We start from the raw sequence: 25,246 nt of genomic DNA, 5'->3' as shown, positions 1-25,246 counted from the left end.
CCCTGACGGTGTAATCGTTACACAGCAAGTCATGTCAAAATAATGTCAATCTGAACCTTTAGTTACACTTTGCCTCAGGCTGTTGCGATTGTCTGATAGTCGGGACGGTTGGCAGATTGATAGAGTCGAGATCCCAGAGGTATTGATAGGTGAAATCAACTCCGGTTGATTAACACGATTTACACCAACCTGCGTTTCTACGCAGGTTTTTTTTGCCTCACAGTTCAACCTGTAACAGCAACAGAGAATATTCACAACTGGTTGCACTTCGGCTCATTCCCTTGCGTTTTCTCACTGGCGAAGCACATGGTGAACATCCACAATCAAGATCCCAGAGGTATTGATTGGTGAGAATTCTTAGTACGCATCTCGTACTCATCACTTGCACCAACCTGCGCGGATGCGCAGGTTTTTTTTGCCCGGTTTTAGCTATCGCTCCTGCTGCACTTCTCGTGTAATCTGCCACCATTTAAAGAACATCCCACTCTGGCTGGCAAGGGAGTTGAAATGCTTTTTGGGTTCTTCCGTACACTCTTTCGTATCCTCTTTCGCATTCGCGTCACCGGTGATACCCAGGCGCTAAAAGGCGAGCGCGTTCTTATCACCCCAAACCACGTTTCCTTTATTGATGGCATTTTGCTGGCGCTGTTCTTGCCTGTGCGTCCGGTTTTTGCCGTTTATACCTCTATCAGCCAACAGTGGTTTATGCGCTGGCTGGCACCACTGATTGATTTTGTTCCACTCGACCCGACAAAACCGATGATGATTAAACATCTGGTACGCCTGGTTGAGCAGGGGCGCCCGGTAGTGATTTTCCCGGAAGGGCGAATCTCGGTGACAGGGTCGCTGATGAAAATCTACGATGGCGCGGGTTTTGTGGCCGCGAAATCGAAAGCAACCGTTGTACCGCTGCGTATTGAAGGCGCGGAGCTGAGCCATTTCAGCCGCCTGACAGGGCTGGTGAAGCAGCGTTATTTCCCGAAGATTACCCTGCATATTCTGCCGCCGACCACGTTGCCGATGCCTGATGCGCCACGTGCGCGCGACCGCCGTAAAATTGCGGGTGAAATGCTGCACCAGATAATGATGGAAGCGCGCATGGCGATCCGCCCACGCGAAACGCTCTACGAATCATTGCTATCGGCGCAACATCGTTATGGTGCGAAGAAAAACTGTATTGAAGACATCAACTTTACGCCTGATACCTACCGTAAGCTGCTGACCAAAACGCTGTTTGTTGGCCGGATTCTTGAAAAATACAGCCAGAAAGGCGAAAAAATTGGCCTGATGCTGCCTAACGCCGGTATCAGTGCGGCGGTGATATTTGGCGCTGTCTCCCGCGGCCGCATTCCGGCAATGATGAACTACACGGCGGGTGTTAAAGGGCTGACCAGCGCTATCACTGCGGCGCAACTTAAAACCGTCTTTACCTCGCGTCAGTTCCTCGATAAAGGCAAATTGTGGCATCTGCCGGAACAGCTGACTCAGGTTCGCTGGGTGTTCCTGGAAGATCTCAAAGCAGACGTGACAACGAGCGACAAGCTGTGGATCTTTGCCCACCTGCTAATGCCACGCCTGGCGCAGGTGAAACAGCAGCCGGAAGATGCGGCGATTATCCTCTTTACCTCTGGCTCGGAAGGGAACCCGAAGGGGGTCGTCCACAGCCACAAGAGCATTCTGGCTAACGTCGAACAGATCAAAACCATTGCTGACTTTACGGCGAATGACCGCTTTATGTCGGCGCTGCCGCTGTTCCACTCCTTTGGCCTGACGGTGGGGTTGTTTACGCCGCTGCTGACCGGTGCCGAAGTCTTCCTCTATCCAAGCCCGTTGCACTATCGCATTGTGCCGGAACTGGTGTATGACCGTAACTGTACCGTGATTTTCGGAACATCCACTTTCCTCGGAAATTACGCCCGTTTTGCCAATCCTTATGATTTCTATCGTGTGCGTTATGTGGTTGCCGGGGCGGAAAAACTCCAGGACAGCACCCGTCAGATTTGGCAGGACAAATTTGGCCTGCGCATCCTTGAAGGCTACGGGGTGACGGAGTGCGCGCCGGTAGTGTCTATTAACGTGCCTATGGCATCAAAACCTGCAACCGTCGGGCGAATTCTGCCAGGCATGGACGCGCGTTTGCTGGCCGTGCCGGGCATTGAAGACGGTGGCCGCTTGCAGCTGAAAGGACCGAACGTGATGAACGGGTATTTGCGTGTCGAAAACCCAGGCGTGCTTGAAGTGCCAACGGCAGAGAACATTGATGGCGTTGTTGAAACAGGCTGGTACGACACGGGTGATATCGTCCGCTTCGACGAGCAAGGTTTTGTACAAATCCAGGGGCGAGCAAAACGTTTTGCCAAGATAGCAGGCGAGATGATTTCGCTGGAGATGGTTGAACAGCTGGCGACGGCGGTTTCTGCCGACAAACTTCATGCTACGGTCGTGAAAAGCGATGCCAGCAAAGGTGAAGCGCTGGTGCTGTTCACGACCGACAGTGAACTTAAGCGCGAACAGCTGCTTCGCCATGCCCGTGAACACGGCATTCCTGAACTGGCCGTGCCACGCGATATCCGCTATCTGAAACAATTGCCGGTACTGGGCAGCGGTAAGCCCGATTTTGTCACCCTGAAAGGGATGCTTGAAGAGGCGGAACAGCAGAATGCGTGAGTCAGTGCACACTAACACCTCAATCTGGTCAAAAGGCATGATGGCAGTGATTGCTGCCCAGTTCCTGTCAGCCTTTGGTGATAACGCATTGCTGTTTGCCACCCTGGCACTGCTGAAAGCAGAGTTCTACCCCGACTGGAGTCAGCCGATCCTCCAGATGGTGTTTGTGGGTGCTTACATTGTTTTTGCTCCCTTTGTGGGACAAGTGGCGGACAGTTTCCCGAAAGGCCGGGTAATGATGTTTGCCAACAGCCTCAAGCTGCTGGGTGCTGCCAGTATCTGTTTTGGTTTCAACCCGTTTATCGGTTATACGCTGGTGGGTATTGGTGCGGCGGCCTATTCTCCGGCGAAGTATGGCATCCTCGGTGAACTGACCACCGGAGACAGGCTGGTTAAAGCTAACGGTCTGATGGAGTCTTCAACGATTGCCGCTATTCTGCTCGGCTCCGTAGCGGGCGGCGTACTGGCCGACTGGCATGTGCTGGCGGCGCTGGGCATTTGTGCCGTGGTATACGGCGGAGCGGTAGTGGCGAACCTGTTTATCCCGAAACTGGCCGTGGCAAGACCGGGGCAATCCTGGCGATTTACGCCAATGACCGCCAGCTTCTTTAATGCTTGCCGCGTGCTGTGGCGTAACGGCGAAACGCGTTTTTCGTTAACCGGAACCAGTATGTTCTGGGGGGCGGGCGTTACCCTGCGCTTCCTGCTGGTGTTGTGGGTTCCTGTGGCGTTGGGGATCACTGACAATGCCACGCCGACCTATCTTAACGCGATGGTGGCGATCGGGATTGTGGTTGGCGCAGGCGCTGCGGCGAAGCTGGTGACGCTCGACACCGTCGCGCGTTGTATGCCTGCGGGGATACTGATAGGCGTTGTTGTGCTGATTTTCTCTCTGCAACATGCATTACTTCCGGCGTATGTCTTGCTCGTTCTGATCGGTATTCTCGGCGGTTTCTTCGTTGTGCCGCTCAATGCGCTGCTCCAGGATCGCGGCAAGCAGACCGTTGGTTCGGGAAATGCTATTGCGGTGCAAAACCTGGGTGAGAACGCGGCGATGTTGCTGATGCTTGGGCTGTACTCGCTGGCTGTGAAAGTGGGTACACCAGCCGTGGCGATTGGGGTCGGGTTTGGCGCTATCTTCGCGCTGGCGATTGCCGGGCTGTGGGTCTGGCAGCGTCGGCGTTAAGTGTTGTAGGCCCGGTAAGCGTAGCGCCACCGGGCAATGGCAGGCACTGACACCGACAAAAAGCCGGGTGGCGGCTTCGCCTTATCCGGCCTACGGTATTCTGCGGCGCAAAAAAAACGGCAACATGTGTTGCCGTTCTGCATTTATTACGGTGCCGGGTAGGTATAAACCTGATGCACCGCTTCAATTTCCGCTAACACCTCTTCGCTGAGGTGAAGATGGAAACTCTCAATGTTGGTCTTCAGCTGTTCCATAGTGGTCGCGCCCAACAGGGTGCTGGCAACAAACGGCTGACGACGCACGAAAGCCAGCGCCATCTGCGCAGGATCCAGTCCGTGTCGTTTAGCGATATCAACATATGCCGCGACGGCTTTTTGCGTCTGCGCGCCACTGTAACGGGTAAAACGGCTGAACAGGGTGTTACGCGCGCCGGCAGGTTTCGCACCATTCAGGTATTTACCGGTCAGTGTGCCAAAGCCCAGGCATGAGTAGGCGAGCAGCTCAACCTCTTCATACTGTGTCACTTCGGCCAGACCCACTTCATAGCTGCGGTTCAGCAGGCTGTACGGGTTTTGAATAGTGACGATACGCGGCAGATCGTGTTTATCCGCCAGATGCAGATAGCGCATCACGCCAAATGCCGTTTCGTTAGAGACGCCAATGTAGCGGATCTTGCCTGCGCGCTGGCATTCAGCCAGGGCTTCCAGCGTTTCGAGCAGGGTGACGACCGGCGCGCTTTCATTCCAGCTATAGCCGAGCTTACCGAAACAGTTTGTCGGGCGCTGTGGCCAGTGCACCTGGTAAAGATCGAGATAGTCGGTTTGCAGGCGCTGAAGGCTGGCATCCAGCGCAGCGCGGATGTTTTTGCGATCGAGGATCTGGTTTGGGCGGATCCCGGCATCATTGTTACGTGACGGACCGCTGACTTTAGAGGCGACAATCAGCTTTTCACGATTACCGCGTTTTGCCAGCCAGTTTCCGACATACGTTTCTGTTAAGCCCTGCGTTTCCGGGCGCGGAGGAACAGGGTACATCTCTGCAACGTCAATCAGGTTAATCCCCTGACTCACGGCATAATCGAGTTGTGCATGGGCATCGGCTTCGCTGTTTTGTTCACCAAATGTCATCGTGCCCAACCCCAGTTGGCTTATCTCCAGAGAGCTGTGGGGGATACGGTGATAATGCATAGCCGGCTTCCTTTACAATGGGCGTCAGGAACTCCCCGACGAAGGAATATAAACATGGCAGAGGGGAGGCAAAAGGGGAAGAGAAAAATCAAAAAGGCCAGCAAGTCACTGACCTTTATCTGTTTACCGCTCGATGATTTGCGAAACTTCGTCGCGATTGATTTGCATTTTGTTGCCTTCCTGGTCGCGGTAGCTGACCAGCCCGGTATCGTCATCAACTTCGGGTTTGCCGTCTGTCAGGATCATCCGGCCATCTTTTGTCGACATAACGTAATCACTGCTACAGCCCGATACTGCAAACGCTAAACCGACTGCTGAAATTAACACTGCCCATTTTTTCATCGTTATCGTCCTCACCTGGCTCGTATCAAATCATAGTGTAGTAATAACCCGATAATCCGACAGGAGAAAGCGGTAAAATCTTAAAAACCAGGTGATTGTGTTTGATACATCGCAAATTTCGTGAAAAATCTATGTTCTTAGTAAGAAATGACGAGCAAGCAGAGCGCCGGTGAAATTCTTTTTGAGATAAAAGCCGCGGGGCAGCGTCAGGATCGGTTCGCCATGAGCGCCGATAGCTTCTGTAAGCGCTTTACTGTTGGCAGCTTTAGGGCGCAACTGTAAAACTTCGCCATGCCGGGCGGTAATGCGCTCAACGTGCCCAAGCACGATCATATCCATCAACTCTTCCCAGTCCAGGCACAATTGTCTTTCTTCATCTTCGTCCGGGCTCCAGAGCAACGGCGTACCGACGCGGCGCTCTGCAAGCGGAATTTGCCTGTCGCCTTCCACAGGTACCCACAGCACGCGTTTCAGTTTATGGCGTACATGGCTGGTTTCCCACGTTACGCCTGTATTACCGGTTAATGGCGCAACGCACACAAAAGTGGTTTCCAGCGGCTTTCCCTGGCTATCCACAGGGATCGTTTTCAGTTCAATGCCAAGTGCTGCGAAATCTTGCTCGGGTTTACTGCCCGCGCTTGCCCCCAGCCACAACTCAAGCAACATGCCAATCCAGCCTTTGTCACGTTTGAGATCGTTGGGAATGGGCAAGCCTGCCATCGCGGCCAGCTCGCCAAGCGAAAAACCCGCCAGGCGCTGTGCCTGATGCAGCAATTGGTCTTCGTTGGTGGGAGGAGAGAGCAGCGGCGTAAGCGAATGCATGAAGATAACCTTTTGATTAAAAAATGAACTAAGTTTTTGTGCCTTGTGGATAGAGTTTAACTTTTTCTGTACGAATATGCCATGTGCATGATTTATATGTGATTTTATCTTTTGTTTAGAAATCAAATGGGTGCAAAAAACAGGTTGTTCAAATCTGGTCACTGGCAATAAACAGGATCTTACACCATGTTATCCACAGAAAAGTGGGATAACTGGGAATAACCCCTACTACTGTTTCAATTTACAGCCTTGACGTGCGACGAAAATCGAATTTTCACACAAATTGTGTCTAACTTATTGGCATTATCTGTGGATAAAACCGACGCTGCTCGATCTTTCATCAGCATGACGATCTCTCGTGTGATGATCATCACGTTATTCATGTTTTTTGGCATGAAAACATAATTAATTATATGAAAAACAAAGAGTATATTTATTTCGTATCGCAGAGGATTTTAACGTCCGAAAAGGTTGTTCATCGGTAATTCCGTACTTCTTCACAACTATATCCACAGAAAAGGTGAATAAAATTGGCCTTATGGCACCTTATCTGTTTATAACTCCACTCATAATTGTGGGTTATTCAAATGTTATTAGGTTACAGGCCTGTAAGAGAGTGGTTTACCGCCTCCCTGGAGTGTGAAACAATCATTCATATATAAGGTTTAGTTTGGGGTAGTCCGGTGATAGATGACGATGGCTACCGCCCAAACGTAGGAATTGTAATTTGTAATCGTCAGGGCCAGGTCATGTGGGCCCGGCGATATGGTCAGCACTCATGGCAGTTCCCGCAGGGCGGGATCAATCCAGGAGAGTCCCCAGAACAAGCGATGTACCGGGAGCTGTTTGAAGAGGTCGGTTTAAGCCGGAAAGATGTTCGCATCCTGGCTTCAACCCGCAACTGGTTGCGTTACAAGTTACCGAAACGTTTGGTGCGATGGGACACAAAGCCGGTTTGTATCGGCCAGAAACAGAAGTGGTTTCTATTGCAGTTGGTGGGAAACGATTCAGATATCAATATGCAAACCAGCAGTACGCCGGAGTTTGATGGCTGGCGCTGGGTGAGCTACTGGTATCCTGTTCGTCAGGTCGTGTCCTTTAAGCGCGATGTTTACCGTAGGGTGATGAAAGAGTTCGCAAGTGTGGTGATGTCGCTTCAGGAGACGCCTCCTAAGCCGCAAAGCGCACCTGCCTGGCGACGTAAAAGAGGTTAAGCTACGCAAATCATGCTCACCCGCTTGCGAGAAATAGTCGAAAAAGTGGCCAGTGCGCCTCGTCTCAACGAGGCGCTCAACATTCTGGTTACTGACATCTGTCTTGCGATGGAGACCGAGGTTTGTTCGGTGTATCTGGCCGACCATGACCGGCGTTGCTATTACCTTATGGCGACCCGAGGTTTGAAAAAACCACGCGGACGCACCGTTACGCTCGCATTTGATGAAGGTATTGTCGGCCTGGTAGGGCGGCTTGCCGAACCCATCAACCTTGCCGATGCGCAAAAACACCCGAGCTTTAAATACATTCCATCCGTGAAAGAAGAGCGCTTCCGCGCGTTTCTGGGTGTGCCTATCATTCAGCGCCGTCAGCTTCTCGGCGTGCTGGTTGTTCAGCAGCGCGAGTTGCGTCAGTACGATGAAAGTGAAGAGTCTTTCCTCGTCACGCTGGCCACGCAGATGGCGGCCATTCTTTCACAGTCTCAGCTCACCGCACTGTTCGGGCAGTATCGTCATACCCGTATCCGCGCGCTCCCTGCCTCACCGGGTGTTGCCATCGCAGAAGGCTGGATGGACGCCACGCTGCCGCTGATGGAGCAGGTGTACGAAGCCTCGACACTGGATGAAGCGCTAGAGCGTGAGCGCCTCACTGCCGCACTGGAAGAGGCGGCAAACGAGTTTCGTCGTTACAGCAAGCGTTTTGCTGCGGGGGCGCAAAAAGAGACGGCTGCAATTTTTGATCTTTATTCACACCTGTTGTCCGATGCACGTTTGCGCCGGGAGCTGTTTGCTGAGGTGGATAAAGGCTTTGTTGCCGAGTGGGCTGTAAAGAAGGTTATCGAGAAATTTGCCGAACAGTTTGCCGCGCTGACTGACGGTTATTTGAAAGAGCGCGCAGGGGATTTACGTTCCCTGGGCCAGCGCCTGCTGTTCCACCTCGACGACACCATTCAGGGCGCAAATGCCTGGCCAAAACGCTTCGTGCTGGTTGCCGATGAGCTGTCGGCAACGACACTTGCAGAGCTGCCGCAAGACCGGCTAGCCGGTGTGGTGGTGCGTGATGGTGCCGCCAACTCTCATGCCGCCATTATGGTGCGTGCACTCGGCATTCCGACGGTTATGGGGGCCGATATCCAGCCATCGGTGCTGCACAGACGTACGCTGGTGGTGGATGGTTATCGTGGTGAGTTGTTGGTTGATCCTGAACCCGTTCTGCTTCAGGAATACCAGCGTCTTATCAGCGAAGAGAATGAATTAAGCAAGCTGGCAGAAGATGACGTTAACTTGCCCGCGCAGCTGAAAAGCGGCGAGCGGGTCAAAGTGATGCTCAATGCTGGCTTAAGCCCTGAGCATGAAGAAAAGCTCGGCAGCCGAATAGACGGTATTGGCTTATATCGCACTGAAATCCCGTTCATGCTGCAAAGCGGCTTCCCGTCTGAAGAAGAGCAAGTCGCCCAGTATCAGGGCATGTTGCAGATGTTCAACGACAAACCCGTTACGCTGCGTACTCTGGATGTTGGGGCAGATAAACAGCTGCCCTATATGCCAATCAGTGAAGAAAACCCGTGCCTGGGCTGGCGAGGGATACGCATTACGCTCGATCAGCCAGAGATCTTCCTGATCCAGGTGCGCGCTATGCTGCGTGCGAATGCCGCGACCGGTAATCTCAGTATCCTGCTGCCTATGGTCACCAGTATTGACGAGATTGACGAAGCGCGGCGTTTGATCGAACGCGCCGGGCGTGAAGTTGAAGAGATGATCGGTTACGCGATCCCCAAACCGCGTATCGGCGTGATGCTTGAAGTCCCGTCAATGGTCTTTATGCTGCCGCAACTGGCTAATCGTGTTGATTTTATCTCTGTCGGCACCAACGATCTGACTCAGTATATTCTGGCCGTCGATCGTAACAACACCCGCGTCGCGAGCATTTACGACAGCCTGCACCCAGCCATGCTGCGAGCGTTGTCCATGATTTCCCGCGAAGCTGAGCAGTACGGTATCGACCTGCGTCTGTGCGGTGAAATGGCCGGTGATTCCATGTGTGTGGCTATCCTTATCGGACTGGGATTCCGCCATTTGTCGATGAACGGACGCTCCGTGGCGCGCGTGAAATACCTGCTACGTCATATCGAATTTGAAGATGCTCGTGAACTGGCCGCACGAAGCCTCGAAGCGCAACTGGCAACCGAGGTACGTCATCAGGTTGCTGCCTTTATGGAGCGTCGTGGCATGGGCGGGCTGATCCGCGGCGGCCGCTAAGCCGCTTTTCGCCTTCTCCCCGTGGAAGAGGGCATCTGGCGGCACAAAACTCTATACACATCTTTTACATCTCAGGCGCATCCTCAGCCTCAGGCTTATGCTATGATTCGCAACCTTGGAGCACCTGCCAACGGCGGGGACGCATTTTTACCGCTGTCCACTTTCAGCGGAATAACAACATCTTGTGGTGACAGATGAACAGTGGTTATCTGCATTTTCCGGAATTTGATCCGGTCATTTTCTCAGTAGGACCTGTAGCGCTTCACTGGTATGGTTTGATGTACCTGGTGGGCTTTGTTTTCGCTATGTGGCTTGCGGGCCGTCGCGCCAGCCGCCCTGGCAGTGGCTGGACGAAGAACGAAGTCGAGAACCTGCTGTATGCTGGCTTCCTTGGCGTATTCCTGGGTGGCCGTATCGGCTATGTCCTGTTCTATAACTTCCCGGTCTTCCTGAGCGATCCACTCTATCTGTTCCGCGTCTGGGACGGTGGCATGTCCTTCCACGGTGGCCTGATTGGTGTGATCCTGGTGATGGTGATCTTCGCCAAACGCACCAAACGTAACTTCTTCCAGGTATCGGATTTCATTGCGCCGCTGATCCCGTTTGGGTTGGGTGCCGGGCGTCTTGGTAACTTCATCAACGGTGAGTTGTGGGGCCGTGTCGACCCGAGTGTCTCCTGGACCATGCTGTTCCCGGGCTCCCGCGCTGAAGATATCGCACTGCTGCCGTCTCATCCTGAGTGGCAATCTGTTTTCGATACGTACGGCGTTCTGCCGCGTCACATGTCTCAGCTTTATGAGCTGGCGCTGGAAGGCGTGGTGCTGTTTATCATCCTGAATCTGTTTATCCGCAAACCGCGCCCGATGGGGGCTGTTTCTGGCCTGTTCCTGATTGGCTACGGCGCGTTCCGTATCATCGTCGAGTTCTTCCGCCAGCCGGATGCACAGTTTACCGGCGAGTGGGTACAGTACATCAGTATGGGGCAGATCCTCTCCATTCCGATGATTGTCGCGGGTGCCATTATGATGATTTGGGCGTATCGTCGTCGCTCACAGCAACAACTTTCCTGAGGAACCATGAAACAGTATCTTGAATTGATGAAAAAAGTGCTCGATGAGGGCACGCCGAAAAATGACCGTACCGGTACCGGCACGCTCTCCATTTTTGGCCACCAGATGCGCTTCAATCTGCAAGAAGGCTTCCCACTGGTGACGACAAAGCGCTGCCACCTGCGCTCGATCATTCATGAACTGCTCTGGTTCCTGCAAGGCGATACCAACGTGGCTTATCTGCAAGAAAACAACGTCTCTATCTGGGACGAATGGGCAGATGATAACGGCAACCTCGGCCCGGTATACGGAAAGCAATGGCGCGCATGGCCAACGCCTGATGGCCGCCATATCGACCAGATCACCACTGTGATGAACCAGCTGAAAAACGACCCGGATTCGCGCCGCATTATCGTTTCGGCGTGGAACGTTGGCGAACTGGACAAAATGGCGCTGGCGCCTTGCCATGCGTTCTTCCAGTTCTATGTCGCAGACGGAAAACTGTCTTGTCAGCTCTATCAGCGTTCCTGCGATGTGTTCCTCGGCCTGCCGTTTAACATTGCAAGCTATGCGCTGCTGGTGCACATGATGGCGCAACAGTGTGACCTGGAAGTGGGAGATTTCGTCTGGACGGGTGGTGATACCCATCTGTACAGCAACCACATGGAACAGACGCATCTTCAGCTCACCCGTGAGCCGCGCGCACTGCCGAAACTGGTTATCAAACGTAAACCGGAATCAATCTTCGACTATCGCTTTGACGATTTCGAAATTGAGGGTTATGACCCGCATCCAGGTATCAAAGCTCCTGTCGCTATCTAATAGCGTAAATCCTGACACAACCGGTGCTTTTTAGCGCCGGTTTTTTTTCGCCTCCATTCTGTTTTTCGAGCTGCTATCCAGCGATTTTGCAACACCCTGCAACAGGGTTAATTCACTGGAAAGCACCTCGTAATGTCTTGATTTTTGACTCGTCAGCCTTACTGCGCTGTACCACACTGCCGCCATGAAAAAACAGACGGGCTTTACGCTAATCGAAACCCTGGTCGCTATTTCACTGGTTGTCATTCTTAGTTCTACCGGGCTTTACAGCTGGAACAGCTGGCAACAGCAGCAGCGTTTATGGCAAACCGCCAGCCAGGTACGTGACTACCTTGTGTTCCTGCGCAACGATGCCAACAGGCATAACCGTGAACATAAAATTTCCCTTCAGGAGAACGGGGAAAGCGGGTGTCTTTTCAGCTCCGTTGTCCTGGACTGTGAGGCGGGGGGCGCCTTTGTCCTAAAACCACTCTGGCCGGAGGTCACTATCACTGAATTGACTCCTGCGCTTGGGTTCTATGGGCTAAGAGATACAGCATGGGCCGGGCACGTTCGGGTGAGCAGTGGGGCGGGTGAATGGCTGGTGATTGTCTCTAACACAAGTCGAATCAGGATGTGTAATACCGCCGGAGGGAGTGTATGTCGTTAAAGCAACGCGGCTTCTCGCTGACAGAAGTGCTGATTGCCATGCTGATTGGCAGCATTCTGCTGTTGAGCACTGCCCGGTTTTTACCCGGGATGCAGCGGGCTGTTCTGCTGCAATCAGGTCGACAGGAGCTTGAAGAGGAGGTCTGGCAACGGCTTTTTTCAATAGGTAAGCACCTTCAGCGAGCGGGATACTGCGCAGGAGGTTGTCAGGGAGAAGGACTGGTCATTGGTCGGCAAGGGCGTTGCGTAATAGTGCGATGGGATGCGAACAGCAATGGTATCTGGGATATGTCTGCATCGGAAAACGACAGTACGGGCTTTCGCCTGGAGTCCGGTTCACTGGAAACCCTGCGTGGTGCGACATCATGCGATGGCAAAGGCTGGGAAAAACTAACCGACCCGGACAGGCTTTTTATCCAGACATTCGTGGTAAGCAAGCGTGAGCGTTCTGGTTTCGCTCCAGAGCTGAATATTGAGCTGGCCGCCAGCCGAAAAAACGGGCAGGGCGACGCTTATCTGGCGCGCTATGGTGTGACGGGGTTTAATCTGTGAACCGGCAATCCGGGATATCGTCACTGGCTATGGTTCTGCTTTTGCTGGTGCTCGGCAGTTTGATCCTGACGGGGCTAAACCAACAGCTTGAAACCTTTAGCGCACTGGTCAGTAGTGAGAGAAACGCCATCCACCACCAGGCCAACGTGCAGTCGGCGCTGGAGTGGGGCAAAGGCCAGCAATGGGCGCTACAGCCTGATGTTCAGTGCAGGCAGCCTGGTCAACAATCACGAGTCTGTTTGCGACTGCTGAGTGACTATCAGGTGTTACTGATCGCAGGAAGCCATGACCAGCTGTTGTGGCGGTTGGGGGACATTACAGAAGGGCGTATACGTTTTTCACCCCATGGCTGGACTGATTTTTGCCCACTGAAGGAGAATGCACTATGTCAGTTGCCCTGAACAGACAGCAGGGTTTTAGTCTGGTTGAAGTCTTGCTGGCGATGGTACTTCTGGTGATGACCGTCACAGCATTGTCCGGCTATTACCGGGCTCTGGCGTCCCGATTCGTGACGCTAAACCAGTATCGTCAGCTCTGGCATAACGCCTGGAATCAGTCTCAGGTTGACGTCAACGCGTTACCAGCGGGCTGGCAGGTGAGCCGGGTGCAGACATTGCAGTCCGGATGTGTCAGCATCACAGCTATTATTATTTCTCCTCTGGGGCAGCGCGGTGAGATGACTCGCCTGCACTGCCCGGTTAGCCAGTAGTCGGGAGCGTTTATGTTAAGGGTCTATCACTCAAATCGTCTGGATGTGCTGGAAGCGCTGATGGAGTTTATCGTTGAGCGAGAACGCCTTGACGATCCGTTTGAGCCAGAGATGGTGCTGGTGCAAAGCACCGGTATGGCACAGTGGCTGCAAATGTCCTTGTCGCAAAAGTTTGGCATCGCGGCAAATATTGAGTTCCCTCTGCCCGCGAGCTTTATCTGGGACATGTTTGTTCGCGTGTTGCCTGATATTCCAAAGCAGAGTGCGTTTAACAAGCAAAGCATGAGCTGGAAGCTGATGTCGCTGCTGCCTGGAATGCTGCCGCGCGATGAGTTTGCCATGCTGCGGCACTACCTCACTGATGACACCGACAAGCGCAAGTTATTCCAGCTGGCGTCGCGTACCGCCGATCTCTATGACCAGTACCTGGTTTACCGTTCCGACTGGTTAATTCGCTGGGAAGCGGGGGAACTTGTAGAAGGTTTATCCGAAGCGCAAATCTGGCAGGCTCCGCTGTGGAAAGCGCTGGTGGAACATACTGAGGCGCTGGGTCAGCCGAAATGGCACCGTGCCAACTTATATGACAAGTTTATATCCATACTGGAAACGGCTTCTGAAACCCCGCCCGGCTTGCCATCGCGGGTGTTTATCTGTGGTATATCGGCCTTACCTCCGGTCTATCTGAAAGCGTTGAATGCGTTGGGTAAGCATGTTGATATCCATATTCTTTTTACCAACCCGTGCCGACATTACTGGGGTGACATCCAGGACTCCCGCTGGCTCTCACGGCTCGTTACCCGCCAAAGACGACGCATCTTTGAGGAACGCACCGTGCCGTTGTTTAAAGACAGCGCAACCGCTTCGCAGCTTTTCGATGAAGAGGGGATTCAAAACCTGCCTAACCCTCTGCTGGCATCATGGGGAAAACTGGGGCGCGACTATATCCACATGCTCTCTGATATCACCTCTTCGGGTGAAGGTGACGTGGATGCGTTTGCTGAAATAACACCGGATAGCCTGCTGCACAACATTCAGCTAGATATTCTGGATTTGGAAAACCGCGCGGTCATGGGCATCACCGCGGAAGAATTTGCACACAGCAACAATAAAAGACGACTGGATCCTGACGATCGCAGTATCACGGTCCACGTTTGCCATAGCCCGCAGCGTGAGGTAGAGATCCTGCACGACCGGTTACTGGCGATGTTGCAGGACGATCCAACCCTTACACCGCGCGATATTGTGGTAATGGTGGCTGATATCGACAGTTACAGCCCGTTTATTCAGTCGGTATTTGGCAGTGCAACAGGAGAACGCTATCTGCCGTATGCGATTTCCGACCGCCGTGCGCGTCAGTCTCACCCCGCATTACAGGCTTTTGTGAGCTTGCTGTCGCTACCGGATAGCCGATTTATTTCTGAAGATGTGCTGGCCCTGCTTGATGTACCCGTGCTGGCCGCACGCTTTGACATTGACGAAGAGGGGCTGCGCTACCTTCGACAGTGGGTTAATGAATCCGGCGTGCGTTGGGGAATCGACGACGATAACGTTCAGGAATTCGAACTCCCGCCGACAGGTCAACATACCTGGCAGTTTGGGTTGACGCGAATGCTGCTTGGCTATGCCATGGAAAGCAGCCAGGGCGAGTGGAATGAGGTACTTCCTTATGACGAATCCAGCGGCTTAATTGCCGGGCTGGTCGGCCATCTTGCTTCGCTCCTGATGCAGCTCAACCGATGGCGTCGTGAACTGATGCAGCCTCGTCCGCTGGAAGAGTGGCTGCCGGTATGCCGTGAGATGCTCAGCGATTTCTTCCTGCCTGATAGTGAAACCGAAGCTGCAATGGCGCTAATTGAAAAACAGTGGCAGGCCATCGTGGATGAGGGGGTCGGATCGCACTACACGGAAGCGGTTCCGTTATCGCTGTTACGTGACGAACTGACACAACGTCTTGATCAGGAGCGTATCAGCCAGCGTTTCCTCGCAGGGCCGGTCAACATTTGTACCTTAATGCCTATGCGTTCGATCCCCTTCAAAGTGGTTTGCCTGCTTGGTATGAACGACGGCATCTATCCGCGGGCATTAGCGCCGCTGGGCTTTGACCTGATGAGCCCACAGCCGAAGCGCGGTGACCGTAGCCGCCGTGACGATGACCGCTACCTGTTCCTCGAAGCACTGATATCCGCCCAAAGTAAGCTGTACATCAGCTACATCGGGCGCTCCATTCAGGACAACAGTGAGCGCTTCCCGTCCGTACTGGTGCAGGAACTGGTGGACTATATCGGGCAGAGCCACTATCTGCCCGGTGATGAAAAGCGCAATTGTGATGAAAGCGAGCAGCGGGTTAAAGCGCATATTACCTGTAGCCATACCCGAATGCCGTTTGACCCGGTGAACTACGGAGCGAATGAGTACCGAAGCTATGCTCGTGAGTGGCTGCCTGCAGCGAAGAAAGAGGGCGCCGCGCACACTGATTTTATTCAGGCGCTTGAACCACCTCCTTGCGTCACGCTGACCTTTGAGCAGCTCCAGCGATTCTGGGCTCATCCGGTGCGGGCATTCTTCCAGCAACGATTGCAGGTCAACTTCCGTTCTGAAGAGAACGATATTCCGGACTCAGAACCCTTTACGCTGGACGGGCTCGAACGGTATCAGCTCAACCTTCAGCTTTTGAATGCGCTCGTTGAACAGGAAGATGCACACAATCTTTTCCGCCGCTATCGCGCAGCGGGGCAGCTACCTTATGGCGCGTTTGGCGAAATCGCCTGGGATGCGCAATGTCAGGAGATGCAGGCCCTTGCTGAGCGCGTTATTGAATGCCGCAAGCCGGGTAAAAGTATTGAAATCGATCTCAACTGTAACGGTGTCCAGCTTACGGGCTGGTTGCCCCAGGTTCAGCAAGATGGGCTGTTACGCTGGCGACCTTCGATGCTCAGTGTTTCACAAGGATTGCAACTCTGGCTCGAACACCTTGTCTACAGTGCGGGTGGCAACGAAGGTGAAAGCCGGTTATTTGTGCGTAAAGAGGGGGAATGGCGCTTCCCACCAATGGCTTCCGGGCAGGCAATGGAATATCTCTCGATATTCATCGAAGGATATCGACAGGGGATGACAAAACCTCTGCTGCTGCTGCCAGAAAGTGGTGGTGCGTGGATAAAAGCCTGTTATGACGCGCAGAATGATGCCATGTTAACGGATGACATTTCGCTGCAAAAAGCCCGTAGTAAATTTATCCAGGCGTACGAAGGGAACATGATCGTGCGCGGGGAAGGGGAAGATGTCTGGTATCAGCGTTTATGGCGCACGCTTGAGCCAGAATACTTTGACGCTATCACGGAAGAGGCACAGCGCTACCTGTTACCTTTGTTCAAATTTAATCAGTCCTGATGACCGTATAAAAATTGCGCATATTTGACTGTTCATTTATTATGCAATTCCTGTCACGGACTGATGTATCAGAGAAAGAGATGTTGGCGTGTCCAGCACGTAGTTTGTTAATGATGTAGCCGTGATAAAGAGGTCCGTTAATGCCAGGCAGCACCTTGTTCAAAGCGTTTGTTTTGTTTGTCGCCCTTTGGGCACCCATCACTCAGGCAGATTCCGGTTGGCAACCCGTTCAGGAAACTATCCGTAAGAGCGAAAAAGATACCCGCCAGTATCAGGCTATTCACCTTGATAACGGGATGACTGTGCTGCTGGTTTCCGATCCGCAGGCGGTGAAATCGCTTTCTGCGCTGGTTGTGCCTGTTGGATCACTTGAAGATCCAGAAGCCCACCCGGGGCTTGCTCACTACCTTGAGCACATGACGCTGATGGGGTCTAAAAAATACCCGCAGCCGGATAGCCTGTCTGAATTTCTGAAAATGCATGGCGGTAGCCACAACGCAAGCACTGCACCTTACCGTACCGCGTTTTATCTCGAAGTTGAAAACGATGCGCTGGAAGGGGCGGTCGATCGCCTTGCGGATTCAATAGCGGCGCCGCTGCTGGACAAAAAATACGCCGACCGTGAACGCAATGCCGTCAATGCGGAACTGACTCTGGCGCGTACGCGAGACGGGATGCGAATGGCGCAGGTCAGCGCCGAAACGATAAACCCGGCACACCCGGGTTCGCGCTTCTCGGGCGGTAACCTGGATACTCTGAGCGACAAACCTAACAGCCCGGTGCTCGATGCCCTGCATGCGTTTCGTGATAAATACTACTCAGCCAACCTGATGAAAGCGGTTATCTACAGCAATAAACCGTTACCAGAGCTGGCAGGTATAGCCGCGCAAACTTTTGGTCGGGTGCCAAATAAGAACATTGAGTTACCGCAGATTAACGTGCCGGTAGTCACGGACGCGCAGAAAGGTATTGTGATCCATTACGTGCCTGCGCTTCCTCGCAAAGTGTTACGCGTTGAATTCCGTATCGATAACAATACGGCGCAGTTCCGCAGCAAAACGGATGAACTTGTCACCTACCTTATTGGCAACCGTAGCCCGGGAACGCTTTCCGACTGGTTGCAAAAACAGGGCCTGGTGGAAGGTATTCGCGCTGATTCCGATCCCGTTGTGAACGGTAACAGCGGTGTGCTGGCAATTTCCGCAACCCTGACGGATAAAGGCCTTGCCAACCGTGATGAAGTGGTTGCCGCTATTTTCAGCTACCTCTCCCTGTTACGTGATAAAGGCATAGATAAAAGCTATTTCGATGAGCTGGCACACGTGCTGGATCTCGATTTCCGCTACCCTTCTATCACGCGTGATATGGACTACGTGGAATGGCTCGCCGACACTATGATCCGCGTGCCGGTTGAACACACGCTGGATGCGGTCAATATTGCCGACCAGTACGATGCTGCGGCGGTAAAAGCCCGTCTGGCCATGATGACCCCACAGAATGCCCGTATCTGGTATATCAGTCCGAACGAGCCACACAATAAAACGGCTTATTTCGTGGAAGCCCCTTATCAGGTGGATAAAATCAGCGAACAGACCTTCTCTGACTGGCAGAAAAAAGCCGGAGAGATCGCGCTTAAATTACCGGAGCTGAACCCCTACATCCCGGATGATTTCTCGCTGATTAAAACCACAAAAGCGTACCCGCACCCGGAGCTTATCGTTGATGAGCCAACGCTGCGTGTGGTCTATGCGCCGAGCCATTATTTTGCGAATGAGCCGAAAGCGGATGTCAGCGTGGTGCTGCGTAATCCAAAAGCGATGGACAGCGCTAAAAACCAGGTGCTGTTTGCACTTAACGACTATCTGGCAGGTATCGCGCTTGATCAGCTCAGCAACCAGGCCGCGGTCGGGGGGATTAGCTTCTCCACCAATGCCAATAACGGGCTGATGGTTAATGCCAACGGCTATACCCAGCGTTTACCTCAGTTGTTCCAGGCCTTGCTTGAAGGGTATTTCAGCTACACGCCAACGGAAGAACAGCTCGAGCAGGCGAAATCCTGGTATGCACAGATGATGGACTCCGCAGAGAAAGGCAAAGCCTACGACCAGGCGATTATGCCAGCGCAGATGCTGTCGCAGATCCCGTATTTCCAGCGTGAAGATCGGCGTGCTCTGCTGCCGTCTGTCTCGCTGAAAGATGTGCTGGATTACCGTGATTCTCTGAAAACTAACACCCGTCCTGAATTCCTGATTGTCGGGAATATGGGTGAAGAACAGGCCAAAACGCTGGCGCAGAATGTGCGTACTCAACTGGGTTCGAAAGGTGAAGTCTGGTGTCGTAACCAGGATGTGTTGGTTGAGAAAAAACAGAATGTGATTTTTGAAAAGCCTGGGACCAGTACTGATTCCGCTCTGGCTGCGGTATTTGTCCCAACCGGTTATGACGAATTCGCCAGTTCGGCGCAGAGTGCGGTGTTGGGCCAGATTATTCAACCCTGGTTCTATAATCAACTGCGCACTGAAGAGCAGCTTGGCTACGCGGTCTTCGCGTTCTCAATGAACGTCGGGCGTCAGTGGGGATTAGGTTTCTTGCTGCAAAGCAGTGATAAACAGCCAGCCTATCTCTGGAAGCGCTATCAGGCCTTCTTCCCGCAGGCAGAAGAAAAACTGCGTGCGATGAAGCCTGAAGAATTTGCCCAGATCCAGCAGGCGGTTATCGCGCAGGTGATGCAGCCGCCGCAAACTTTGGGTGAAGAAGCCTCGCAACTGAGCAAAGATTTTGATCGCGGTAATCTGAGTTTCGATTCGCGTGATAAAGTAGTGGCAGAGATAAAACAGCTGACGCCTCAAAAGGTTGCCGATTTCTTCCATCAGGCGGTAGTCAAACCGCAGGGAATGGCCATCTTGTCTCAGGTTTCCGGTAGCCAGAACGGGAAAACGGAATACGTAAACCCGAAAGGCTGGAAAGTCTGGAAGAGCGTCAGCGCATTGCAGCAATCTATGCCCTGGAGTAAGAAAGAATGACCGATACCGCTGAGTCCCTTGATCCCTTACGTTTACCTCTACAGGGTGAACGATTGATTGAAGCCTCAGCGGGAACGGGAAAAACCTTTACCATAGCCGCGCTTTATCTGCGCCTGCTGCTCGGGCTTGGAGGAAACGCGGCTTTTTCACGCCCTCTGAGTGTGGAAGAGCTGCTGGTGGTGACCTTTACCGAAGCCGCCACCGCTGAGCTGCGCGGGCGTATTCGTTCAAACATCCACGAACTGCGCATCGCCTGCTTGCGCCAGAGCACGGATAACCCCCTTTACGCGCGTCTTCTGGACGAGATTGTCGATAAGCAGCAAGCAGCCCAGTGGCTGCTGTTAGCAGAACGGCAAATGGATGAAGCCGCCGTCTTCACCATTCACGGCTTCTGCCAGCGAATGCTGAGCCTGAATGCGTTTGAATCCGGCATGTTGTTTGAACAGCAGCTTATCGAAGACGAATCTGAGCTGCGCTATCAGGCCTGCGCGGATTTCTGGCGCCGTCATTGCTATCCATTACCCCGCGATATTGCCGAAGCGGTTCATGCGTTATGGAAAGGGCCGGAAGAGCTTCTTCGCTCTATCGACCGTTATTTGCAGGGCGAAGCGCCGGTGATTAAATCACCCCCTCCGGCTGATGAAACGCTGGCATCACGTCATGAAAAAATCGTGTCGCAAATTGCCGCCCTGAAGCAGAAATGGAACGAGTCGGTCGGTGACATTGAGGCCATCGTCGAAAATTCAGGTATCGACAGACGCAAGTTCAACCGCGGTAACCAGGCAAAGTGGATTGAAAAAATCAGCATCTGGGCGCAGGAAGAGTCCCGGGGCTATCAGCTTCCGGACGCGCTGGAAAAATTCTCGCAGCGATTCCTGATTGAACGAACGAAGGCTGACGGCGTTGTCCCTGAACATCCCCTGTTTGTTGCCATTGAAGCCTTGCTGGCCGAGCCATTGACCCTTAATGATCTGATGATCATCCGCGCAATGGCCGAGATCCGCGAAACAGTGGCTCGTGAAAAGCAGCGTCGTGGTGAACTTGGATTTGACGATATGCTGAGCCGGCTCGATGCCGCGCTGCGCAGCGAAAACGGTGAAGCCCTGGCCACCGCCATTCGTGCCCGTTTCCCGGTGGCGATGATCGACGAATTTCAGGATACCGATCCGCAACAATACCGTATCTTCCGCCGTATCTGGCGGCAGCAGCCGGACACGGCGCTGCTGCTGATTGGCGATCCAAAACAGGCTATTTATGCCTTCCGTGGTGCGGATATTTTTACCTACATGAAAGCCCGTAGTGAGGTAGAAGCGCATTATACGCTGGATACCAACTGGCGTTCATCACCCGGCATGGTAGAGAGCGTAAATGCGCTGTTCGAGCGCATGGATGCCGCTTTCATGTTCCGGGAAATCCCGTTTTTACCGGTCAAATCTGCACCTAAAAACGCCGCCCTTCGTTTTGAGTTCAATGGTGAATTTCAGCCAGCGATGAGTTTTTGGTTGCTGGAGGGAGACGGTTTCGGGATAAGCGACTACCAGAACGCGATGGCCCAGCACTGTGCGGCGCAAATTCGCGACTGGCTCAGTGCTGGCGTGCGGGGTGAGGCGCTGCTATGGAAAGGCGAAACTGCCTCCCCGGTGAAGGCCTCCGACATCACGGTGCTGGTGCGTAGTCGCCAGGAAGCAGCGCTGATCCGCGACGCGCTGACAATCCTGAATATCCCCTCGGTCTACCTGTCGAATCGCGATAGCGTATTTGAAACCCTTGAGGCCCAGGAGTTGCTCTGGCTGTTGCAGGCGGTGTTGTCACCGGAGCGGGAAAGTACGCTTCGCAGTGCGCTGGCAAGCTCAATGTTGGGGCTGAACGCCCGGGATATTGATGCGCTCAACAACGATGAAATTGCCTGGGATGCGGTGGTTGAAGAGTTTGTTCACTATCGTGAGCGCTGGCAAAAACGCGGTGTTATGGCGATGCTGCGTGAGCTGATAACCCAGCGTCATATTGCTGAGAACATGCTGGCGACGCCGGGCGGAGAACGTCGCCTGACGGATATCTTGCATATCAGCGAGTTATTGCAGGAGGCCGGCACGCAGCTTGAGAGCGAACACGCCCTGGTGCGCTGGCTGGCGCAGCAAATTGCCGATCCCAACAGTAACTCCTCAAGCCAGCAAATGCGCCTCGAGAGCGATAAGCATCTGGTGCAGATTGTCACCATCCACAAATCGAAAGGTCTGGAATATCCACTGGTCTGGCTGCCTTTCATTGCGAATTACCGGGCACAGGATCAGGCGTTTTATCACGACCGGGACTCTTTTGAGGCAGTACTGGACCTCAGCAAGGCCGATGCGAGCGTTGAGCTGGCGGAAGCCGAACGTCTGGCAGAAGATTTGCGACTGCTTTATGTAGCCCTGACCCGTTCAGTCTGGCATTGCAGCCTGGGTATTGCACCGCTGTTCCGTCGACGTGGCGAGAAAGCGGGAGAGTCTGATTTCCATCTGAGCGCGGTGGGGCGGCTTATCCAGCAGGGCGAGCCAAAAGATGCGGCAGGGCTGCGTCAGTGCCTTGAGTCCATTTGCGACGAGAATATTGCGTTGCGTGTTCCTGGCCTGCCAGATAACAATCGTTGGGAAATGCCGGAACAACGTGAACCCGATCTGGATGCCCGAAAAATAACGAGAACCGTTGCGGATAACTGGCGCGTAACGAGTTACTCCGCTTTGCAGCAGCATGGCCAAAGCATCGCGCAGGATCTGATGCCTAAGCTGGATGTGGATGCCGCAGGAGTGGGCGATGTGCAGGTAGAGCCAATGCTTACGCCGCACCAGTTCCCGCGCGGGGCATCGCCGGGCACATTTTTACACAGTCTGTTTGAAGAGCTTGATTTCACACAACCTGTTTCCCCGGAATGGGTGCAGGAGATGTTGCAGAAGGGCGGTTATGATGCCGCCTGGCAGCCGGTGCTGACAACCTGGGTGAGCGCAATCTTACAAGCGCCGCTGACGGAAAACGGCATCTCCCTGAACCAGCTCACCACCAAAGACAAACAGGTGGAGATGGAGTTTTACCTTCCTATTGCCAGCCCGCTTAACGCGAACGAGCTGGATGCGATTATTCGCGCACATGATCCGTTATCTGCGGGCTGTCCGCCGCTCGATTTCCGTCAGGTACAGGGAATGCTGAAAGGCTTTATCGACCTTATTTTCCGCCATGAAGGACGCTATTACCTGCTGGATTACAAATCGAACTGGCTGGGTGAGAACAGCGAAGCCTATACGCAGCAGGCGATGGCCGCTGCAATGCAGTCTCATCGCTACGATTTGCAGTATCAACTTTATACCCTGGCGTTGCATCGCTATCTGCGTCATCGCATTGCTGACTACAGTTACGAAGAACATTTTGGCGGCGTTATCTACCTGTTCCTGCGCGGGGTTGATGCCGCCGATCCGCAGTCGGGGGTATATCGCACCCGCCCGGATGCAGCTTTGGTTGAAAAAATGGATAGCCTGTTTGCAGCAATCACGGAGGACGTGGCATGACAATGCAGGAATTATTGCTTGGGGCCACAGAACAGCGCCTGCTGCGTCAACTCGATGTGCAATTCGCCATTATGGTGGCTGGCGAGCAGCCTGCCGTGATGCTTGCCGCAGCCATCCTGAGCCGGGATGCTGGCGAGGGTCATGTGTGTCTGCCGCTTTCACGACTGGTCTGTGATGACAAAACCCCGCCCGCGTTGCAATCCTGTTTTGCACTTCTGGGTGACGCTGTGAACTGGCAACGCGTTTTGCTCAATTCATCCGCCGTCAGTGACGGTTCGACACCCGCTCCGCTAATCCTCACTGGCGGGCGTTTATACCTGAATCGTCTGTGGCGCTATGAGCTGACAGTCGCCCGTTATTTTAGCGAGGCCAACGCTCCTCTCCCTTGCGATGAGGTACTGCTCCGCCAAACGCTGGATGGCCTGTTTACCTCGCAGGAGCCCATTGACTGGCAAAAAGTTGCCGCTGCCGTGGCGCTGACGCGTCGGATTTCGGTTATTTCTGGTGGGCCAGGTACGGGCAAAACAACCACGGTGGCAAAATTGCTCGCGGCGCTTATCCAGCTGTCTGGCGAACAAAAATGCCGTATTCGCCTGGCGGCACCTACCGGAAAAGCGGCGGCGCGTCTGACGGAATCGTTAGGCGGTGCTCTGCAAAAACTGCCGCTCACGCAAGAACAGTTAGTGCTTTTCCCTAATGAGGCCAGCACGCTGCACCGTTTGCTCGGCGCACAGCCTGGTAGCCAGCGTCTGCGTTATCATGCCGGCAACCCGCTGCATCTTGATGTGCTGGTGGTGGACGAAGCGTCCATGATTGACCTCACGATGATGTCGCGCCTGATTGAGGCATTGCCTTCCCATGCGCGCGTCATTTTTCTGGGCGATCGTGACCAGCTTGCCTCCGTGGAGGCCGGTGCGGTACTGGGGGATATTTGCACTTATGCAAGCCTGGGCTACACCACGGCGCGAGCGCAGGAGCTGGCGCGTCTGACCGGATGCGTGCTGGAAGGCAACGACAACCCGCTCGCAGGTGCATTACGCGACAGCCTTTGCCTGCTGCAAAAAAGCTACCGCTTTGGTAGCCATTCGGGTATTGGCCAGCTTGCGGCGGCGGTAAACCGTGGCGATCGCAATGCAACACGCTCGGTCTTTAGCGGCGAGTTTGACGATATCGAGAAGAAATCGCTGCAAAATGGCGAAGAGTACCAGGCCATGCTTGATGAGGCTTTGCAGGGGTATCAGCTTTTCCTTGCGAGCGTACAGCAGCAACGTCCCCCTGAGCAGGTGATCGCCGCCTTTGGCGAATATCAGCTTCTGTGCGCCCTGAGGGAAGGGCCGTTCGGCGTGGCAGGCCTGAACGAGAGGCTGGAGCAGGTGCTGGCTCAGAAGCGCAGAATTACCCGTTTACCGCATTCGCGCTGGTATGAAGGGCGTCCGGTGATGATCTCCCGTAACGATAGCGCGCTGGGTCTGTTTAACGGTGATATTGGCATTGCGCTCGACCGTGGTCAGGGCCTGCGTGTGTGGTTCCTGATGCCCGATGGCAGCGTGAAGTCGGTACAGCCAAGCCGTTTACCCGAACATGAAACGGCCTGGGCGATGACGGTGCATAAATCGCAAGGTTCTGAGTTCAACCATGCCGCGCTGATCCTGCCTTCGCAGCTTTCGCCGGTGGTAACCCGTGAACTGATTTATACCGCTATCACCCGCGCACGTAAGCGCCTGTCGCTGTATACCGATGAGCGTGTACTGGTGCAGGCGATTGCCACCCGTACGGAGCGTCGTAGCGGGTTAAGCGCGATATTTGAGGCAAGCTAAAGGTTGGCCCTCACGTTAGGGTG

Annotated in this window: 17 protein-coding genes and 1 pseudogene; 14 read left to right on the top strand and 4 right to left on the bottom strand. The window is 53.8% G+C overall.

What is annotated here, in order from left to right; translation table 11 throughout:
- The first annotated feature begins 507 nt into the window (after positions 1-507).
- Entirely contained in the window at positions 508-2,667 is a 2,160-nt protein-coding gene (gene aas / locus ACT9TW_RS00435; RefSeq protein ID WP_446491407.1) for a bifunctional acyl-ACP--phospholipid O-acyltransferase/long-chain-fatty-acid--ACP ligase, read from the top strand.
- Positions 2,660-3,853 carry a lysophospholipid transporter LplT gene (lplT, locus tag ACT9TW_RS00430; RefSeq protein ID WP_446491406.1) on the top strand — a complete coding sequence of 398 codons (1,194 nt, stop codon included), beginning with the start codon at positions 2,660-2,662 and terminating at the stop codon, positions 3,851-3,853. Before aas ends, lplT begins: the two co-directional genes overlap by 8 nt.
- 146 nt (positions 3,854-3,999) lie before the next feature.
- Here lplT and ACT9TW_RS00425 read toward each other — a convergent pair whose 3' ends face one another.
- The 4 genes and pseudogenes from ACT9TW_RS00425 to ACT9TW_RS00410 form a co-directional block, all read right to left on the bottom strand.
- Entirely contained in the window at positions 4,000-5,040 is a 1,041-nt protein-coding gene (locus ACT9TW_RS00425) for an NADP(H)-dependent aldo-keto reductase (RefSeq protein ID WP_446491405.1), read from the bottom strand.
- Between the two features lie 123 nt (positions 5,041-5,163).
- Entirely contained in the window at positions 5,164-5,382 is a 219-nt protein-coding gene (locus tag ACT9TW_RS00420; RefSeq protein ID WP_014071602.1) for a YgdI/YgdR family lipoprotein, read from the bottom strand.
- Positions 5,383-5,511: 129 nt separating this feature from the next.
- Positions 5,512-6,204, bottom strand: coding sequence for a DNA mismatch repair endonuclease MutH (mutH, locus tag ACT9TW_RS00415; protein ID WP_446491404.1), 693 nt, complete (start codon positions 6,202-6,204; stop codon positions 5,512-5,514).
- Between the two features lie 154 nt (positions 6,205-6,358).
- Positions 6,359-6,445: pseudogene (locus ACT9TW_RS00410) on the bottom strand (hypothetical protein); the annotation flags it as partial.
- Positions 6,446-6,887: 442 nt separating this feature from the next.
- On the opposite strand from ACT9TW_RS00410, the gene rppH reads away from it, so the two are divergent.
- The 12 genes from rppH (at position 6,888) to recD (ending at position 25,223) form a co-directional block, all read left to right on the top strand.
- Entirely contained in the window at positions 6,888-7,418 is a 531-nt protein-coding gene (rppH, locus tag ACT9TW_RS00405) for an RNA pyrophosphohydrolase (RefSeq protein ID WP_014071600.1), read from the top strand.
- Positions 7,419-7,430: 12 nt separating this feature from the next.
- On the top strand, positions 7,431-9,677 hold the full coding sequence (gene ptsP / locus ACT9TW_RS00400) for a phosphoenolpyruvate--protein phosphotransferase (protein WP_182062292.1): 2,247 nt from the start codon (positions 7,431-7,433) through the stop codon (positions 9,675-9,677).
- Positions 9,678-9,871: 194 nt separating this feature from the next.
- Positions 9,872-10,747 carry a prolipoprotein diacylglyceryl transferase gene (lgt, locus tag ACT9TW_RS00395; protein WP_182062291.1) on the top strand — a complete coding sequence of 292 codons (876 nt, stop codon included), beginning with the start codon at positions 9,872-9,874 and terminating at the stop codon, positions 10,745-10,747.
- A gap of 6 nt (positions 10,748-10,753) precedes the next feature.
- A complete protein-coding gene (gene thyA, locus ACT9TW_RS00390; protein ID WP_182062290.1) occupies positions 10,754-11,548 on the top strand; it encodes a thymidylate synthase in 795 nt (264 codons plus the stop codon).
- A 184-nt stretch (positions 11,549-11,732) separates the two neighbouring features.
- On the top strand, positions 11,733-12,197 hold the full coding sequence (locus ACT9TW_RS00385) for a prepilin peptidase-dependent protein (protein ID WP_315686662.1): 465 nt from the start codon (positions 11,733-11,735) through the stop codon (positions 12,195-12,197).
- Entirely contained in the window at positions 12,188-12,748 is a 561-nt protein-coding gene (locus tag ACT9TW_RS00380) for a prepilin peptidase-dependent protein (RefSeq protein WP_182062288.1), read from the top strand. Before ACT9TW_RS00385 ends, ACT9TW_RS00380 begins: the two co-directional genes overlap by 10 nt.
- On the top strand, positions 12,745-13,149 hold the full coding sequence (locus tag ACT9TW_RS00375; protein WP_182062287.1) for a DUF2509 family protein: 405 nt from the start codon (positions 12,745-12,747) through the stop codon (positions 13,147-13,149). Before ACT9TW_RS00380 ends, ACT9TW_RS00375 begins: the two co-directional genes overlap by 4 nt.
- On the top strand, positions 13,134-13,457 hold the full coding sequence (locus ACT9TW_RS00370; protein ID WP_182062286.1) for a prepilin-type N-terminal cleavage/methylation domain-containing protein: 324 nt from the start codon (positions 13,134-13,136) through the stop codon (positions 13,455-13,457). Before ACT9TW_RS00375 ends, ACT9TW_RS00370 begins: the two co-directional genes overlap by 16 nt.
- 12 nt (positions 13,458-13,469) lie before the next feature.
- Positions 13,470-16,844 carry an exodeoxyribonuclease V subunit gamma gene (gene recC, locus ACT9TW_RS00365; RefSeq protein ID WP_446491403.1) on the top strand — a complete coding sequence of 1,125 codons (3,375 nt, stop codon included), beginning with the start codon at positions 13,470-13,472 and terminating at the stop codon, positions 16,842-16,844.
- Positions 16,845-16,984: 140 nt separating this feature from the next.
- Positions 16,985-19,867, top strand: a complete 2,883-nt coding sequence (ptrA, locus tag ACT9TW_RS00360; RefSeq protein ID WP_315686659.1) for a pitrilysin — start codon at positions 16,985-16,987, stop codon at positions 19,865-19,867.
- Positions 19,864-23,406: an exodeoxyribonuclease V subunit beta gene (gene recB, locus ACT9TW_RS00355; RefSeq protein ID WP_446491402.1), complete on the top strand. Its 3,543-nt coding sequence runs from the start codon at positions 19,864-19,866 to the stop codon at positions 23,404-23,406. The genes ptrA and recB overlap by 4 nt, the downstream gene beginning before the upstream one ends.
- Complete coding sequence (recD, locus tag ACT9TW_RS00350) at positions 23,403-25,223, top strand: exodeoxyribonuclease V subunit alpha (protein WP_446491401.1); 1,821 nt, start codon at positions 23,403-23,405, stop codon at positions 25,221-25,223. Before recB ends, recD begins: the two co-directional genes overlap by 4 nt.
- Positions 25,224-25,246: the final 23 nt, after the last annotated feature.

Source organism: Enterobacter sp. C4G1, from assembly GCF_052886895.1.
This window is presented reverse-complemented; position numbering and strand designations above follow the sequence as displayed.